This window comes from Gordonia asplenii (assembly GCF_012933505.1).
GTDB lineage: Bacteria > Actinomycetota > Actinomycetes > Mycobacteriales > Mycobacteriaceae > Gordonia > Gordonia asplenii.
In genome coordinates this window covers 127,127-142,557 of record NZ_JABBNB010000006.1, presented here as the reverse complement: position 1 = coordinate 142,557, position 15,431 = coordinate 127,127, and the positions used below count along the sequence as shown (strand labels likewise).

General features: G+C 67.5%; 12 protein-coding genes. 3 read left to right on the top strand and 9 right to left on the bottom strand.

Annotated elements, in window-relative coordinates:
• The first annotated feature begins 105 nt into the window (after positions 1–105).
• Positions 106–1,536 (top strand): short-chain fatty acyl-CoA regulator family protein, encoded by a 1,431-nt coding sequence (locus tag HH308_RS07710; RefSeq protein WP_170193604.1) that lies wholly within the window; start codon positions 106–108, stop codon positions 1,534–1,536.
• Here the strand turns inward: HH308_RS07710 and HH308_RS07705 are convergent.
• From HH308_RS07705 to HH308_RS07695, 3 genes are read right to left on the bottom strand one after another with little or no spacing between them, the layout of a single operon-like run.
• The gene (locus HH308_RS07705; protein WP_170193603.1) at positions 1,533–2,984 is read right to left on the bottom strand and encodes a sodium:solute symporter family protein; all 1,452 of its coding nucleotides are present in this window, start codon (positions 2,982–2,984) and stop codon (positions 1,533–1,535) included. The two genes, HH308_RS07710 and HH308_RS07705, sit on opposite strands and share 4 nt — an antisense overlap.
• Positions 2,984–3,283: a hypothetical protein gene (locus HH308_RS07700; RefSeq protein WP_170193602.1), complete on the bottom strand. Its 300-nt coding sequence runs from the start codon at positions 3,281–3,283 to the stop codon at positions 2,984–2,986. The genes HH308_RS07705 and HH308_RS07700 overlap by 1 nt, the downstream gene beginning before the upstream one ends.
• Positions 3,280–4,707: an amidase gene (locus HH308_RS07695; RefSeq protein WP_246284358.1), complete on the bottom strand. Its 1,428-nt coding sequence runs from the start codon at positions 4,705–4,707 to the stop codon at positions 3,280–3,282. Before HH308_RS07695 ends, HH308_RS07700 begins: the two co-directional genes overlap by 4 nt.
• Before the next feature lie 179 nt (positions 4,708–4,886).
• Between HH308_RS07695 and HH308_RS29700 the strand changes: the two genes are divergently transcribed.
• Positions 4,887–5,834 carry an Lrp/AsnC family transcriptional regulator gene (locus tag HH308_RS29700; protein ID WP_170193600.1) on the top strand — a complete coding sequence of 316 codons (948 nt, stop codon included), beginning with the start codon at positions 4,887–4,889 and terminating at the stop codon, positions 5,832–5,834.
• Positions 5,835–6,336: 502 nt separating this feature from the next.
• Here the strand turns inward: HH308_RS29700 and HH308_RS07685 are convergent.
• The 5 genes from HH308_RS07685 to HH308_RS07665 all read right to left on the bottom strand — a co-directional run bounded on the left by HH308_RS07685 (position 6,337) and on the right by HH308_RS07665 (position 12,304).
• On the bottom strand, positions 6,337–8,397 hold the full coding sequence (locus HH308_RS07685) for an oxidoreductase (protein ID WP_170193599.1): 2,061 nt from the start codon (positions 8,395–8,397) through the stop codon (positions 6,337–6,339).
• Between the two features lie 125 nt (positions 8,398–8,522).
• On the bottom strand, positions 8,523–9,995 hold the full coding sequence (locus tag HH308_RS07680; RefSeq protein WP_170193598.1) for an aspartate ammonia-lyase: 1,473 nt from the start codon (positions 9,993–9,995) through the stop codon (positions 8,523–8,525).
• 4 nt (positions 9,996–9,999) lie between these two features.
• Entirely contained in the window at positions 10,000–11,184 is a 1,185-nt protein-coding gene (locus HH308_RS07675) for a M20 family metallopeptidase (RefSeq protein WP_170193597.1), read from the bottom strand.
• On the bottom strand, positions 11,181–11,855 hold the full coding sequence (locus HH308_RS07670) for a DUF1028 domain-containing protein (protein WP_170193596.1): 675 nt from the start codon (positions 11,853–11,855) through the stop codon (positions 11,181–11,183). The genes HH308_RS07675 and HH308_RS07670 overlap by 4 nt, the downstream gene beginning before the upstream one ends.
• Positions 11,852–12,304, bottom strand: coding sequence for a RidA family protein (locus HH308_RS07665; protein WP_170193595.1), 453 nt, complete (start codon positions 12,302–12,304; stop codon positions 11,852–11,854). Before HH308_RS07665 ends, HH308_RS07670 begins: the two co-directional genes overlap by 4 nt.
• A 210-nt stretch (positions 12,305–12,514) precedes the next feature.
• Between HH308_RS07665 and HH308_RS07660 the strand changes: the two genes are divergently transcribed.
• Positions 12,515–14,008 carry an aldehyde dehydrogenase family protein gene (locus HH308_RS07660; RefSeq protein WP_170193594.1) on the top strand — a complete coding sequence of 498 codons (1,494 nt, stop codon included), beginning with the start codon at positions 12,515–12,517 and terminating at the stop codon, positions 14,006–14,008.
• Between the two features lie 151 nt (positions 14,009–14,159).
• On the opposite strand, the gene HH308_RS07655 is transcribed toward HH308_RS07660, so the two are convergent.
• Positions 14,160–15,422, bottom strand: a complete 1,263-nt coding sequence (locus HH308_RS07655; RefSeq protein ID WP_170193593.1) for a flavin-containing monooxygenase — start codon at positions 15,420–15,422, stop codon at positions 14,160–14,162.
• Positions 15,423–15,431: the final 9 nt, after the last annotated feature.

The following is a 15,431-nucleotide window of genomic DNA, read 5'->3' as shown; positions in this document are numbered from 1 at the left end:
AGAGCCGCTACTTCCTCGAAAGACCCTGCACAAGCGTAATTTCGCGAACATTTCGCGCGATTTTTGCGAATGTTGTGTACACGAGGACGCGTAAGCTGCGTAGTCATGGCCAAGATGTTCGCCGGCGCTCGCCTTCGACGCCTCCGCGAGGAGCGCGGTATCAGTCAGGCGGCGCTGGCCAGGCGGCTCGACCTCTCGACGAGCTACGTCAACCAGCTGGAGAACGATCACCGGCCCTTGACCGTCGCGGTGCTGCTCACATTGAGTCGCGAATTCGACCTTGCGGGCGACTATTTCGCCGCCGACGCCGACGCGCGGCTCATCGGCGACCTGACCGAAGTCTTCGCCGCGCACTCCGACCTCGGCGACGCCGAACCGGGCCAGATCGACGAACTCGTCGCGCGAATGCCGGACGTCGGCCGGGCGTTGGTGACCATGCATCGCCGATTACTCTCGGCGACAACAGAATTGGAGACGCGAAACGCACGGGCCACCGGTCAGCCCGACGACTATCCGCGAACGCCGATGCCGTTCGAAGAAGTACGGGACTTCTTCTACGACCGCAAGAACTACATTCACGAGCTCGACGTCGCAGCGGAGGAATTCTTCGATCACCACGGATTGGACATCGGTGGCCTCGATGAGCAACTGGCGGTGATCTTGGAGCGCGAGTTGGGATTTCGCGTCGTCGTCGACGACGGCGACCGCAAGCGGGTCTTCGATCCGGTCAATCGGGTCATCCGCATCGCCCGGCGTCTGGGTCCGGGACAACGCGCATTTCAGCTCGCTACCCAGCTCGCATTTCTGACCCAGGACTCGTTGCTCGACACGATCGTCGCCTCGGCCCCAGACCTGACCGACCAATCGGCGTCGGTCGCACGAATCGGATTGGCGAACTACTTCGCGGGCGCACTGGTCCTGCCGTACAAGCGATTTCATGCGGCGGCCGAGGAACTCCGGTACGACGTCGAACTGCTCAGCCTCCGGTTCGAAGTGGGATTCGAGACGATCTGCCACCGGCTGTCGACATTGCAGCGCTCCCGGCTGCGTGGCGTTCCGTTCATCTTCGTCCGCACCGATCGAGCGGGAAACATCTCCAAACGCCAGTCCGCCACCGCATTTCACTTCTCGCGGGTCGGCGGAAGCTGTCCCCTGTGGGTGGTACACGATGCGTTCGCCACGCCGGGCCGCATCGTCACCCAGGTGTCGTCGATGCCCGACGGCCGCTCATACTTCTGGCTCGCCCGCACCACCGACGAAGCGCGGCGGGGATATCTCGGTCAACGCAGCAGCTTCGCCATCGGACTCGGCTGCGACCTCGCCTACGCCGATCGGCTGGTGTACTCGACCGGCGTGGACCTGACCGATCCACGCCGCATCGTGCCGATCGGCGCCGGTTGCAAAGTGTGCGACCGCCCGGCGTGCCCGCAGCGCGCGTTTCCGCAGCTGGGGCACGCCGTCGTCGTCGACGACAATGTCGCGGAGGCCAGCCCTTACCGGTCGCCGGGGCAGGACGTGGCGTCGCACCGACATTAGGGAGTGTCGACGGCCAGGGAACCTTCGGCGACGCCACCTGCCGCGGGCACTTCGCCTCTGGCTGCCGGGGTCCGGCTGCGCCGGATGATTTCGGCGATGGCGAACACGATGAGGTTCGGAGCCAACGCGATGAGTCCGGAATCCCAGGTGCCGATGTCCACGTGAGCGAAGGTGAGCCAGCCGACGACGACAACTCCGGTGATCATGCCGAGAATGATCGGCACCGCACCGACTTTCACCTTGTTCGCGAGCCCGAACAGAATTCCCGGCGCCATCTGCGCGAGACCGCCGTAGGTCAGCAGCAGCAGACCGGCGATGTCGTAGTTGGTCAACCCGAAGATCAGCGACAGCAGCACCGCGGCCGCCACGAAGACCGTGTTGAGCCGAAGCTTGCGACGCTCGCCGGTCACGACGATCAGATTCTGCGAGATCAGCGACGAGATTCCCATCGCGATGGCGGCGGCGGGCACCATGGCCGCGGCCGCGCCGGCGATAGCGATGACCGCCACCAGCGAATCCGGCATTGTCTGATGTGCCGTCGTGAGCAGAACCGCGTTACCGCGGGTGGTCGACGGAAGGATCAGAATCGCCCCGCACCCGACGATGATCGGAGCGAACAGCGCGAATTGATACAGGCCCAGCCACGTGTAGTTGTCGCGCAGCACCGCACCCGTCTTCGCCGCGAACAGCGGCGGCCACAGATGCGGGAAGGTGTTCAGACCCGCGCCGATGCCGGTGATGATCACCGACGTCAGGAAGAAGGTGGTTCCATAGCCGGGCGCATTCACGGTCAGCAGATCCGGGCTGTGCGTGGCCAGCTCACCGAAGATGTGCGGCACCCCGCCCACCGAGATCAAGACGGCCACCAGCACCAGCACCAGCGCGATCACCATCAGCGCATCCTTGAGCATCGCCACCCGCGCGATGCCGCGAATACCGGCCCACGCCACGAAAGCGATCACCAGCACGCTGGCCACCACCATCGACAGACCGCGGCCCGACTTGCTGCCCGTGGCCAGTTCGACGATCAACCCGAGACCGGTGAGTTGAAGCTGGAGGTAGGGCAGCAAGAACAGTGCGCCGACGACTGCGGCGAGTTTGCCCAGCATCGGGCTGTTGAACCGATCGGTGAAGAAATCCGCCTGAGAGATGTAGCCGCGACTGCGTCCGAGCCGCCAGATCCGCGGGCCGACGAAGTAGAGACCGATCGCGGCGATCGACAGGTAGGCGATCGCGAAGGTGGCGCTGAGTCCACCGGTGAAGGCGATGCCCGCGAGGCCGAGGAAGCTGAACGTCGTGAGCGATTCACCGGCCTGCAGGAACCAGGAGGTCCAGCGTGGGAGGTTACGGCCGCTGACAGTCCACTCTCCCATGGTGGTGGCCTTGCGCCCGACGATGCCGAGCGCGCCGATCAGGAAGATTCCGCCGAAGATGAGCACGGTGAGCATCAGTGACCTCCGCCTTGCGTCGCGGTGGAGACTCCGGCCGCCTCCGCCTCGTGCAGGTCGGCGGCGTCGGCTTCGGCGCCGCCGCTGCGCCGATAGGACGCCTCGACAAGACGCAGCGCCACGACGGTGCCGATGGTGCACAGCGCGCTCCAGATCAGCACCGACGGCACCCCGAACCAGAGGTGATCGCCGTCGACGTAGGACAGCAGTGGGGTGAGTAGAAAGCCGACTATCGGCACGGCGGCGATCGCGAGGCGCAACGGAGTGGCGAGTCCGTTGTCGAGGGCGTTGACATTCATCGGTTGATCCCTTCCAGATCAGGTGTTCGCAGACCGAACGCGGTTGCTTCTTCGAAGGCTGCGGCGACCGCGAGCAAGGTGGCTTCGGTCCGTGCCCGGGTGATGATTTGCAGGCCGACGGGCAGGCCGTCGGTGGTGAATCCGCCGGGCACCGACATCGCCGGTACGCCCAGGGCGGTGATGAGACAGCACGACTCCATCCAGCCGAGGTAGTCGTGCTGCTCGACGCCGGCGACCATCGACGGCCAGGTCAGCTCGGCGTCGAACGGCGTCACCTGGCTGACCGGCGCCAACAGGACGTCGTAGTCGTCGAAGAACCTGTCGGCGGCCCGCTGCAGTCGAGTCAGTTCGGCCAGCGCGCGGCCGACCTGCGGCCCGCTCAGTCGGGCTCCCTCGGAGATGTTCCAGACGAGGTCGGGTTTGAATCCATCGGGTGTCGCCGCGTACATCTGCGCGAAGGCGGCCTCGAACTCCACGGCGCGCAGGGTGCGGAAGGCCTCGAACGCACCGTCGAGGTCCGGGCAGGCAGGTTCGACGTGTGCGCCGAGGTCCTCGAACACCGCGACGTTCGGGGCGAGCGTGTCGAGCACGTCGGCCTCGACCGGCACCCGGTCGCCGAGTGTCGGTGCCCACGCGACGCGCATCCCGGCGAGTGATGCCGGCGTAGGCGCCGCATAGGCGGCGGCGTCGGAGTCGTAGGACAACGGGTCGGCGCGATGTCGCCCGGCGATCACCGACAGCAGCAGGCCGACGTCGCCGACCGTGCGGGCCATCGGGCCCGCGGTGCCCATCGGCAGGTAACCCAGCAGTCCGGTGGGATCGGGCACGAGGCCGGGGGTCGGCCGCAAGCCGACGACGTTGCAGAACGACGCCGGGTTGCGCAACGAGCCGCCCATGTCGCTGCCGTCGGCGATCGGCTGGAAGCCCGCCGCCAACGCGGCTGCGGCGCCGCCGCTGCTGCCACCGGCGGAGCGGGTCGGCGCATAGGGGTTGCGGGTCACGCCGAACACCGGGTTGAAGGTGTGCGACCCGGCCGCGAACTCCGGCACATTGGTCTTGCCCAGCCGCACCACTCCGCCGACCTGCATGCGACGCACGATCTCGTCGTCGGCGTCGGGCACATTGTCGGCCAGAAGCGGTGAGCCGCAGGTGGTTCGCAGTCCGGCGGTCGCATGCGTGTCTTTGATCGAGATCGGCAATCCGGCCAGCGGACCCAGCGGCCGCCCCGCGCAGCGCTCATCGTCGATCGCGGTCGCGACGCGCTCGGCTGTGTCGAGATCGACGGTGACCACCGCATTGACGGTCGGATTGTGGCGCGTGATCTGGGCGACGTGGGCGTCGAGCAGTTCGCGCGCGGAGAGTTCTTTGCGTTCCAGCAGCGCGAGCTGCTCGCGGGCGCTGCGGAAGACGAGTTCAGTGTCCATGGACATCCCTTGAGTGACTGTGACGACGCTCGCAGTCGATCACGTTGTTGAGTCAGATCACACTAGACCATGAATGACGGAAATCGTCAATAGCTCGCGTGATATCGACGGATATACTTCTCAGTGATCAAACCGGTGCCGGTTTCATCGATTCGGCGCCTGTAGTCGATAATGGCGACGTGCCGGTGGACGAAATGGACATGCTCGATCGCCGCATCGCGGCGGCACTGCAGGTAGACGGGCGGGCCAGTTGGCGCCAGATCGCCGAGGTGCTCGACGAACCGGTGCGCATGGTGAGCCGTCGCGCCAACGCGCTGCTGGCCGCGCAGACCGTGCGGGTGACCGCCGTGTTGGACCTCGTGCACTGGCACCTGGCGACGCTGACCTGCGCGCCCAAGGCCGCCGACGCCGTGGCGCGGGCGGTCGCCGGACGCGGCGACGTCAACATGGTGTACACGCTGGCGCACGGTGGGCTGGTCCTCGCCGAGACCAGAGTCGAACGAGGTTCGACGATCATGAACCTGTGGACCGAACTCGGCGCGATCGACGGCGTCGAACAGGTGACGCTGGAGCCGATCCTGCGATACTTCCGCACCATCGACGACTGGCGACCGGCGATTCTCACCCCCGACGAGATCGCGCGGCTGGAAGTGCCCACCGATCCGGTGTCGTCGCAGGAGCCGCACGAACCGCTCGACGACGTCAACGCGGCGATCGCCGACGCGCTCATCTCCGACGGCCGACGTCCCTACGACGCCCTCGGAGCGCTGGTGGGCATCTCCGAGCCGACCGCGCGTCGGCGCGTCGAATCATTGCGGCAGCGGGGGGTGCTGCGTATCCGCGCATTGGTCTCGCCGCAGGCGCTGGGTCTTCCGGTCGAGACGATGATCTGGGTCGACTGCCCGCCGGCGGCGGCGTCGACGGTCGGCGCCGCGATCGCGGCGTTGCCGCAGGTCGCCTACGCGGTGCTGACGCTCGGGTCCTCTGCCGTGGTCGCCTACCTGGCCTGCGTCGACAATCGGCAGTTACGCAGCGTGCTCACCGACTCGCACTGGGGCACGGACGTGACCCGCATCCGTTCGACGACGGTGCTGCGCGCATTCAAACGAAGCGGCCTGCTGCTGTAGGAACACACCCCCGCCGCTGGTCGAGCCGGGTTTCACCGGTTCGGGCACTCCATCTGCTGGTTGAGCCGCGAGGAGCGCTAGCGACGAGCGTGTCGAAACCCCTGTACCACAATGCATTTGATGGTGGCGCACTTGTCGAACTGTGATGGAATCGAACATCGAGGCGTGTGCACCCAAAGGGTGCACACGCCTCACTTGCCGGGTGTCATCGCCGATATTGGCGCGGACCGTCGAAAGTCGTTGTGGCTGAGAGGTTTCGACACGGACTCGGCTAGCGCCTCGTCCGGCTCAACCAGCAGAGTGGCGCTTCGGCCGGTGCATCCTGGTCGAGCCGCGCTGCCCTCCCCGCCGCTGGTTAACCGGCCCACACCGCCGGTTGAGCCGGGCCGAAGCGCTAGCGAAGGCCCGTGTCGAAACCACGCCACGCCACCTCCAAAAATACTGTGGCACAACGGTTCCGATACGACCTCGGCCAGCCACAACCAGCAGACGACGGCCCCGACTACAGCGGGGCCAGCTCGGTGACCTCCCGACGGAAGGGAACGTCGTCGTTCGACCGCTGAGGCGCGTCGAACTCCTCCGCCGCCCGCCGGCCCGACCACACCGCAGCCGCGATCGTGCCGGGAGCCAGGCAGTCCCCGACGCTGCGCACGCTCGCCAGGTCTCCGGCGTCGCGTCGTGCCACCAGATCCAGATACAGCTCTTCCTTCGGCAGCCGCGCGGTCACCAGCACCACGGCGTCGCACTCGACCTCGCGCGGCGAGTCGGTGTAGACGTCGGCGATCGTCACTCCGCCGACGCCGATCGCGTTGAGTGCGTGATCGGTGATCCGCTCGATGCCACTTTGGATCAGGCGCCGCTGGATCCGGTTCACCTCGAAGGTGTTGACCGTCCACGGCGACACCTGTGGGCTCGGCGTGACGATGGACACGTCGTATCCCTTGGCGCGCAACAGTTCTGCGACCACGCCGCCCATGTAGTAGTGGTCGTCGTCGTAGACCACGACACGTTTGCCGTCGGGCAGCCGGTCGGCGAACAGATCGTCGGGACCGAGCACCTGCGCACCCGGCGCGATCGGTAGCGGCCGGGTATGCCAGCGGCCGACGCCGTCGGTGCGCCAGGTGGCCCCGGTGGCGACCAGTACGTGTTGGAACTCGAATTCGACGATGTCGTCGGCGGTCATCGGGCTCTCGCGGAAGATCTCTACGTTCGGCAATTGCGCCAGCGCGCTCTCGCGGTAGTCGCGGACGCGATTCCACGCCGACAGTCCCGGCAGCCGCGATTCGCGGGTGACCCGGCCGCCGAGTTCACGTGACCCTTCCATCAGCGCGACGTCGTAGCCGCGGACACCCAGCGCTCGGGCGGCTTCCAGCCCCGACGGCCCGGCGCCGACGATGAGCACGCGGCTGTCGGATTCCTTGGGCCGGCTGAACTCCGGATGCCAGCCGCGCCGCCACTCCTCGCCCATGCTCGGGTTCTGGGTGCATCTGATGGGAGACATCGTCTGGTCGCCCGTCACGCAGATGTTGCAGCCGATGCATTCGCGGATCAGCTCGAGCCGGTTGTCGCGAATCTTGTTCGGCAGGAACGGATCTGCGATGGACGGGCGAGCCGCGCCGATCAAGTCGAGGATGCCGGTCTTGACCTGGCGCACCATCGCGTCGGGTGAGGTGAACCGCCCGACGCCGACCACCGGCTTGGTGGTCAGCTTCTTCAGTCCGACGACGAACTCCTCCTGTCGCCCCTCCGGAGCGAACCGCGACGTCATCGAATCGCCTTCCCAGCTGCCCATGGCGAAATCCCACAGATCGGGGAGCTCCCCGAGTTCGCCGAGCACCGCCTCGATGTCCTCGCGGTGAATACCGTCGTGCGTCTCCTCTTCGACGGTGATGCGGCAGGCCACCGCGGCCCGGCCGGCGACTTCCTCCACGGTGTCTTCGAGCAGCTCACGCAGCAGTCGCATCCGGTTGATCACCGAGCCGCCGTATTCGTCGGTGCGGCTGTTGTAGCGCGGCGAGAGGAAGTGATGCAGCGTGCTGTAGCCGTGCGCGCCGTAGACGTAGATGACGTCGTAGCCGACCTCCAGACTCCGGCGGACCGCGTTGCGGTGCCAGCGGCGCAGGTCGGCGATGTCGCTCTTGGTCATCGCGCGGGCCTGAATCGGAGCGATCGTGTCGGGTGCCACCGGCAGGTGGGACGGGCCGATCGGGATCTCCCGCGACAACTGGTTGGGAGCGTTCATTCCGTTGTGCGCCAACTCGATACCGGCCAGCGCACCGCCCTCGTGAATGGCGTCGGCGATGCGGGCCAGCGCGGGCAGATCCTGGTCGTCCCAGATCCGGAGTTCGATGAAGGGCGCGATGTCGGAGGTCGCGTGGATCTCCACCTGCTCGGTGCAGACGACCGACCAGCCGCCCTCCGCCTTGATCTTGCGCATCGACGCCTGCGCGCTCGGGTCGCGATAGCCCATACCGTTGCAGTGGGGCACCTGGTAGAAGCGGTTCTTCGTGGTGACCGGTCCGATCTTGACCGGCTCGAACAGGATGTCGTACGGGGATGTCATGGGAGGGCCTCCATGGTTGGCGGAGCGGGTTGTCGGCGGCGGGAGGGGCTGGCTCCCACCTCGATCTCGACGGCCGTGCTCGGCCGTCGTCGGGTCGTGTTGATCGATACCGTCGATCGGCGGTGTCAGTCGGTGGGGTCGATCGGTCGTGCGGGGCCGGCTTGGCCGTGGCTCGCCGTCGGCCGTGGTTCGTTGGGGCGACAGAGGTTGTGAGCACTCAGTGCTCGCGCCAGCACCTCGTCGTCGAGCAGTGCCGAGCGCCGCACGACGTCGGGGATCGACGCTCCGGTAGCGATCGCCTCGGCGACGAGTGCGGTGGCGGCCTCGTAGCCGAGTACCGGACTCAGCGCGGTGGCCAGGCTCGCCGAGCCGAGCACGGCGTCGCGCATGCGATCTGGGTTGGCCGTGATTCCGTCGACGCAGCGCTCACCCAGGACCTCCACCGCTGCGGTGAGGTGAGTGAGCGACGACAGCAGCGACCGGGTGATGATCGGCTCGAAAGCGTTGAGCTGCAACTGTCCCGCCTCGGCCGCCATCGTGATGGTGAGGTCGTTGCCGATCACCTCGTAGGCGACCTGGTTGACCATTTCGGGTATCACCGGATTCACCTTGCCCGGCATGATGCTGGACCCGGCCTGGACGGCGGGCAGGTTGATCTCACCGAAGCCGGCGCGCGGGCCCGACGACAACAACCGCAGGTCGTTGCAGATCTTCGACAGCTTCACCGCGGTGCGTTTGGTGACTCCGGAGAGCTGGACGAAGGCGCCGACGTCCGACGTCGCTTCGACGAGGTCGCGCGCGGTGGTCAGCGGCAGCCCGGTCAGCCGGCGCAGTTCCTCGCATGCCATGGCCGCGTACTGCGGATGCGCGTTCAGCCCGGTGCCGATGGCGGTGCCGCCGAGGTTGATCTCGGCCACCAGCAACGACGCCTCGGCGATCCGGTCGGCATCCTCGGCGACGGTCACCGCGAACGCCCCGAACTCTTGGCCGAGCGTCATCGGCACCGCGTCCTGCAATTGTGTACGACCGAGTTTGAGCATCTCGGCGAACTCCGCCGACTTGACCGCGAAGCGCTCCGACAGGTCGCGGACCGCCTGTTCGAGGGAGCGCGTCGCGATGCCGACGGCCACCTTCACCGCCGTCGGATACACGTCGTTGGTGCTCTGCCCCAGGTTGACGTGCTCGAGCGGATGCACGACCTGATAGTGACCCCGTTCGTGGCCGAGAATCTCCAGTGCCCGGTTCGCGATGACCTCGTTGGCGTTCATATTGGTCGACGTGCCCGCCCCGCCCTGTATCTGGTCGACGACGAACTGGTCGTGCAGTGCGCCCTCGCGGATCTCGATACACGCCGCGACGATGGCGTCGGCGATGTTCGGGTCCAGCTGGCCGAGCCGCCGATTAGCTTGCGCCGCAGACTGTTTCACCGCGGCAAGGGCGACGATGAGGTCACCGTAGCGGGCGATCGGTACACCGGTGATGGGAAAGTTCTCCACGGCGCGTGCGGTGTGCACGCCGTAATAGGCGTCGGCGGGCACGGGGTGGTCGCCGAGCAGGTCGTGCTCGGTGCGGACGTCGGTCGTGGTGAGATCGGACACGCGTCTACTCCTGTGGTGGATCGCCGGCCGCCGAGCGGTCGGTGGTCAGGCGGCTGCGGATTCGTCGGTCGCGGGCGGCGTCGGCGAGCGTGCCCGCCAACGCGAGCGCGCCCTGCGTGATCGCCGTCTGGGCCGCGGCGGTGAGGGTGGCCGCGGCGAACTCGGGTTGGTGATTGACCGCCGGCAGTGAATCGATGCCGATATAAGGGTGGATGGCGGGCAGTACCTGGGAGACGTTGCCCATGTCGGTGGAGGCCCGCGCCATCATCGCGTCGGGGCCCGAGCCGAATCGACGTCCCACGGCGACGGCGCGCCGCTCGTAGCGGGCGAGCAATTCGTCGTCGGTGCGGAATTCGGCGTAGGGCTTGGACTCCGGCGACACGCTGAGCCGAGCTCCGGACGCGAGCGCCCCCGCCTCGAAGCAACGCATCACCCGGGGCTCCACCTCGGCGAGTTCGGCGAGCGTCTCCGCGCGCACATACCAGCGCCCTGCGGTTCGCTCGGCGATCGAGTTGGGTGCCTCACCGCCGCGAGTCATCATGCCGTGCACCCGCACCGTCGAGGGCAGCTGTTGGCGCAGCAGACCGATGGCGACCTGGGCGATGGTGAAGGCGTCGGCGGCGTTGACGCCCCGTTCGGGATAGGCCGCGGCGTGCGCGGACCGTCCGGTGTACTCGATGTGACTGTGCGACACCGCAAACGGGTGTGCGCGCGCCACATCGGCCGGTCCGGGATGGATCATCGCCGCGGCGTGCTGCCCGTCGAATCCACCGCGTTCGAGGAGCTCGATCTTGCCTCCCCCGCCCTCTTCGGCCGGGGTGCCGAGCACGGTCAACGTCAGCCCGAGGTCGTCGACGACGGGTGCCAACGCCAACGCCGCGCCGACGCTGATGGCCGAGATCAGGTTGTGCCCGCAGGCGTGCCCGAGTCCGGGCAACGCGTCGTACTCCGCGCACACCGCGAGATGCAGATCGCCGCTCCCGATCCGCGCGGCGAACGCCGTCGGCAGGCCGCAGTAGCCCTCGACGACGTCGAATCCGTTGTCGGACAGTTCATTTGCTACCCGTGGAGCCGAGCGGACCTCCTCCCACGCGATCTCCGGATGATCGTAGAGATCACGCGACAGGGCGATCAGACGTGGGTGGACGGCGTCGACGCCGGCTTCCATGCAGGTGTCGACGGTCGTCATTTGTCCCCCGGTACGCCGTACGACGGCGCGCTCGTCGGGTCCAGGGCACGGATCCGGTAGTCAGCCTTCTGCGGCTGCCAGATCTGCCACAGCGCGGTCAACTCGGCGAGCGGATCGTCGGCGAAGTCGACCCGCAGGTCGGTCACCGGCCACTCGACGTCGTCGACCACCTTCAGCCCGGCCGAATGCACCGGCCCGGCCTCGCCGCCCGCGGCCACCGCCGCGCCGAAGCCGTCGAGCAGACGCCCCTCGAAACTGTCCGACCCGCTCTCGGCGTAACCGCGCAGCAGTGCCGCGATCACCGCCTCGTCGGCGAGCAGGTTGCCCGCGGCGACGGCCTGGTCGCCTTCGGCGTGGGTGTGCACTCCGAGGCTGCGCGCGCCGGAATGCACGGCGGTGTTGCCGCGGCTGTCGACGACGGTGAGCTGCCGATAGTCGGGGAACTGTTCGTGGGCGAGTGCGGCGTCGACGGCGGCTGCCGCATCGTTGCCCGCGGCGAGCGATTCCAGCACTCGCGACCCGAGAGCGGGATTGGTGACGTTCTGCGACGCGACGACGCCGACGGCGGCGCGGGTATGGGCGCACCGCGACGCCACCGCCGGACTCGACGAACAGATCACGATGCCGAAGGAGCCGGTCGAGGGTTCACGCGCGACGAGGGAGAAGGTCACCGGCCACCGTCCTGCGCTTGACTGACGACCGCGGTCGCGTCGATCTCGACGAGCCATTCCGGTCGGGCGAGCGCCTCGACGACCAGCCCCGTCGACACCGGAAACACGCCTTTGAGCCAGCGTCCCATGATCCGGTAGACCGTCTCCCGGTAGCGGATGTCGGTCAGGTACACGGTCACCTTGACGACGTCGCGCAGCGAACTGCCCGACTCGTCGAGCAGCATGGCGATATTGCTCATCGCCTTCTCGGTCTGGGCTGCGACGTCGCCGATACCGACCGATTCGCGCGTGTCGAGGTCTTGCCCGATCTGTCCGCGCAGGTACACCACGCCGCCCGCGACGACGGCCTGGCAGAGGTCGTTGTCGAGGTTCTGCTCGGGGTAGGTGTCCTTCGTGTTGAAGGTCCGGATGCGCCGGTGGGTCACCTGCGGGGCGGTCGGGGAGCTCATGAAAGGCACTCGATTCGAGAGGTCGCGGATAGGACTTCGCCCATCGTGTCTCAGCTCGCACGAAAGGTAAATCACAAAGATTCGCGCCACTGCATCGAAATACGTTATGGCTCCTGCATAAGACAAGCAGATGCAAGCCATCGATTAAATCACCAATGGTTTTCATCGGCTACTCTCGCTCCGAGCGTCGCGAGCAGTCACCATGGGGTGATGGACACCGAGACACCCAGCACAATCGACTGGCACGCGCGCGCTGCCGAACTGACCTATCCCCGACAAGTATTCATCGACGGCGGGTGGACCGACGCGCGGTCCGGCGATACCTTCGCCGTGGTCAACCCCGCGACCGGTACGACGCTGACCGACGTCGCCGCCGGCGACGCCGCCGACATCGATGCGGCCGTCGCCGCGGCGCGGCGCGCCTACGACGAACGCACCTGGGCGGGATTGCCCGCCGCGCAGCGTGGCGCGGCGCTGTGCCGCCTGGCCGACCTGCTGCTCGAGCACACCGACGAACTCGCCCTGCTGGTCACCACCGAGATGGGCAAACCGATCCGCGACTCGCTCGACGTCGAGGTACCCGGTGCGGCGGCGGTGTTCCGCTTCTACGGCGAAGCGATCGACAAGCTCCCCGGCGAACTGCCCGCGACCCCGGACGGCAGCATCGCCATGGTCCGTCGGGTGCCGCTGGGCGTCGTCGGAGCCGTGGTTCCGTGGAACTTCCCGCTGGACATCGCGTCGTGGAAGGTCGCTCCGGCGTTGGCCGCGGGTAACAGTGTGGTCCTCAAACCCGCGGAGGAGTCGCCGCTGTCGGCGCTGCGGCTCGCCGAACTGGCCCTCGCCGCAGGCATTCCGGCCGGGGTGTTCAATGTCGTTCCCGGACTCGGGGCCACCGCCGGCCGGGCACTGGGTCTGCACCCCGACGTCGACTGCCTCACCTTCACCGGATCGACCGAAGTGGGCAAGAAGTTCCTTGCCTACAGCGCCGAGTCGAATATGAAACAGGTGTGGCTGGAATGCGGGGGCAAGAGCCCCAACATCGTGTTCGCCGACTGCGCCGACCTCGATCAGGCCGCCCGGATGGCGTGCTTCGGGATCTTCGGCAACCAGGGCGAGGTGTGCTCGGCGAACAGCCGGTTGCTGGTCGAGCGCGAGATCGCCGACGAATTCGTCGCGCGCCTGATCGCCCACGCCGCCGCCTACCGGCCCGGCGACCCGCTGGACCCGACGTCGGCGGCCGGTTCGATGGTGTCGCGCAAACAACTCGACCTGGTGCTCGACTACGTTCGGCGCGCACGCGCGGACGGACGCATCGCGCTCGGCGGCGAGCGGATCGGGGACACCGGCTTCTTCATGGAACCGACCGTCGTGACCGATCTGGCGGCGCAGTCGCCGGTACTCTCCGACGAGGTCTTCGGCCCACTGCTGGCGGTCATCGCCTTCGACACCGAGGAAGAGGCGGTCGCGATCGCCAACGACACCCCGTACGGCCTGGCCGCGTCGGCGTGGACATCGAATCTCGATCGGGCACTGCGGATGTCGGACGCACTGCACGCCGGCACGGTTTCGATCAACACGGTCGACGCCCTGTCACCGGGTACCCCGTTCGGCGGCTTCGGCGCGTCGGGATTCGGTTCGGACCTCTCGGTGCACGCCATCGACAAGTTCACCGGTTTCAAGACGACCTGGATCGCCCGCTCCTGACGCTCTGCGGCTCACCCGACACAAAAGCGACGACCCGAACGGAATTTCCGTTCGGGTCGTCGCCCTTGTGTCGGGTTTGCGTGTCCATGCCCGTCCGACGACGATGCCCCCACCCGCTCGGGGTGGGGGCATCGACGCTCTGCGTCAGCGGTCAGACGGACGCGGCCTCCGTGGCGCCCTCATAGGCGAGGTAGCCGCGCTGGATGGAGATCTGGTCGGCGAGGTACTTCGCGTCGTGCCATACGCCCCAGATGAAGCTCGATCCCCGCCGCGACAACCACGGCAGCCCCAGAAAGTACACGCCCGGTTCGGTCGACACGCCACGCGAGTGTGCCGGACGCCCGGCGTCGTCGAACGCGTCGACCTTCAGCCAGTCGTAGTCGGTGGCGAAGCCGGTGGCCCAGATGATCGAGGTGATGCCCGCTGCGGCGAGATCGAGTTCCCGGATCGGGTTGCTGACGCAGTCGGGCTCGGGGCCCAAGACCCGCGCCTGCGGTTCCTCGGGGAGGTCGAGGCCGTTGCGCTCGATGTAGGCGTCGGCCTCGTCGAGCATGGACAGATAGTTGGCGTCGCCGGCGGCGATGTTGTGCCGCAGGTCGTCGCCCAGGAGCAGTGCGCCGTCGACGAAGGCGTTGGCCCGGCCGAGCAATGTGATCCCGCTGGTGGCGAGTGCACGGAAATCGACGGTGTGCCCGCCGTGCGCTCCGCTGACCGCGATCGTCACATGCTCGGCGCCCACCGGCGGTGCGACCGCGTCCCACTTGCCCAATACCCCGAGCCACCAGCAGAAGTCGCGGCCACGGTAACTGCGCGGCGGCCGGTCGTGCGGCCCGACCGCGAGATAGACCTTGCGGCCGGATTCGGAGAGTTCGTCGGCGATCTGCACGCCCGACGACCCGGCTCCGACGACGAGTACCGCGCCCGGGGCCAGCTGCTCGGGATTGCGGTACGAGACGGAGTGCAGCTGATCGAACCCGGCGTCGGCGGGGACGACCGATGGGATGATCGGGCGCTGGAAGGCTCCGGTCGCGGCGACGACGTATCGGGCGTCGATCGGACCGTCCGACGTTTCCACCGCGAACCCCGACCGCCCGGTGTTGGCCCGCACGGAGGTCACTTCGACACCGGTCCGGATCGGCGCGCCCACCTTGTCCGCGTATGCGGAAAGGTAGTCGGCCACCTGGTCTTTGGAGGCGAACGCATCGGGATCGACGTCGAATTCCAGACCGGGGAAGCGGTCGTGCCAGGCCGGCCCGTTGGCGGCCAGCGAGTCCCACCGCCAGCTGCGCCAGCGTTCGGCGACCCGATCACGCTCGACGACCAGGTGGGGCACCCCACGGGCCGTGAGATGCTCACTCATCGCTATTCCGGCCTGGCCGGCGCCGACGACGAGCACCTCGATCTGGTTGGACATTCCACCCTC

Coding starts and splice junctions, on each gene's coding strand:
- HH308_RS07665 (WP_170193595.1), bottom strand. CDS start 12,304: ATGAGCTCCCCGACCGCCCCGCAGGTGACCCACCGGCGCATCCGGACC.
- HH308_RS07710 (WP_170193604.1), top strand. CDS start 106: ATGGCCAAGATGTTCGCCGGCGCTCGCCTTCGACGCCTCCGCGAGGAG.
- HH308_RS07675 (WP_170193597.1), bottom strand. CDS start 11,184: ATGACGACCGTCGACACCTGCATGGAAGCCGGCGTCGACGCCGTCCAC.
- HH308_RS07705 (WP_170193603.1), bottom strand. CDS start 2,984: ATGCTCACCGTGCTCATCTTCGGCGGAATCTTCCTGATCGGCGCGCTC.
- HH308_RS07685 (WP_170193599.1), bottom strand. CDS start 8,397: ATGACATCCCCGTACGACATCCTGTTCGAGCCGGTCAAGATCGGACCG.
- HH308_RS07660 (WP_170193594.1), top strand. CDS start 12,515: ATGGACACCGAGACACCCAGCACAATCGACTGGCACGCGCGCGCTGCC.
- HH308_RS07695 (WP_246284358.1), bottom strand. CDS start 4,707: ATGGACACTGAACTCGTCTTCCGCAGCGCCCGCGAGCAGCTCGCGCTG.
- HH308_RS07655 (WP_170193593.1), bottom strand. CDS start 15,422: ATGTCCAACCAGATCGAGGTGCTCGTCGTCGGCGCCGGCCAGGCCGGA.
- HH308_RS07700 (WP_170193602.1), bottom strand. CDS start 3,283: ATGAATGTCAACGCCCTCGACAACGGACTCGCCACTCCGTTGCGCCTC.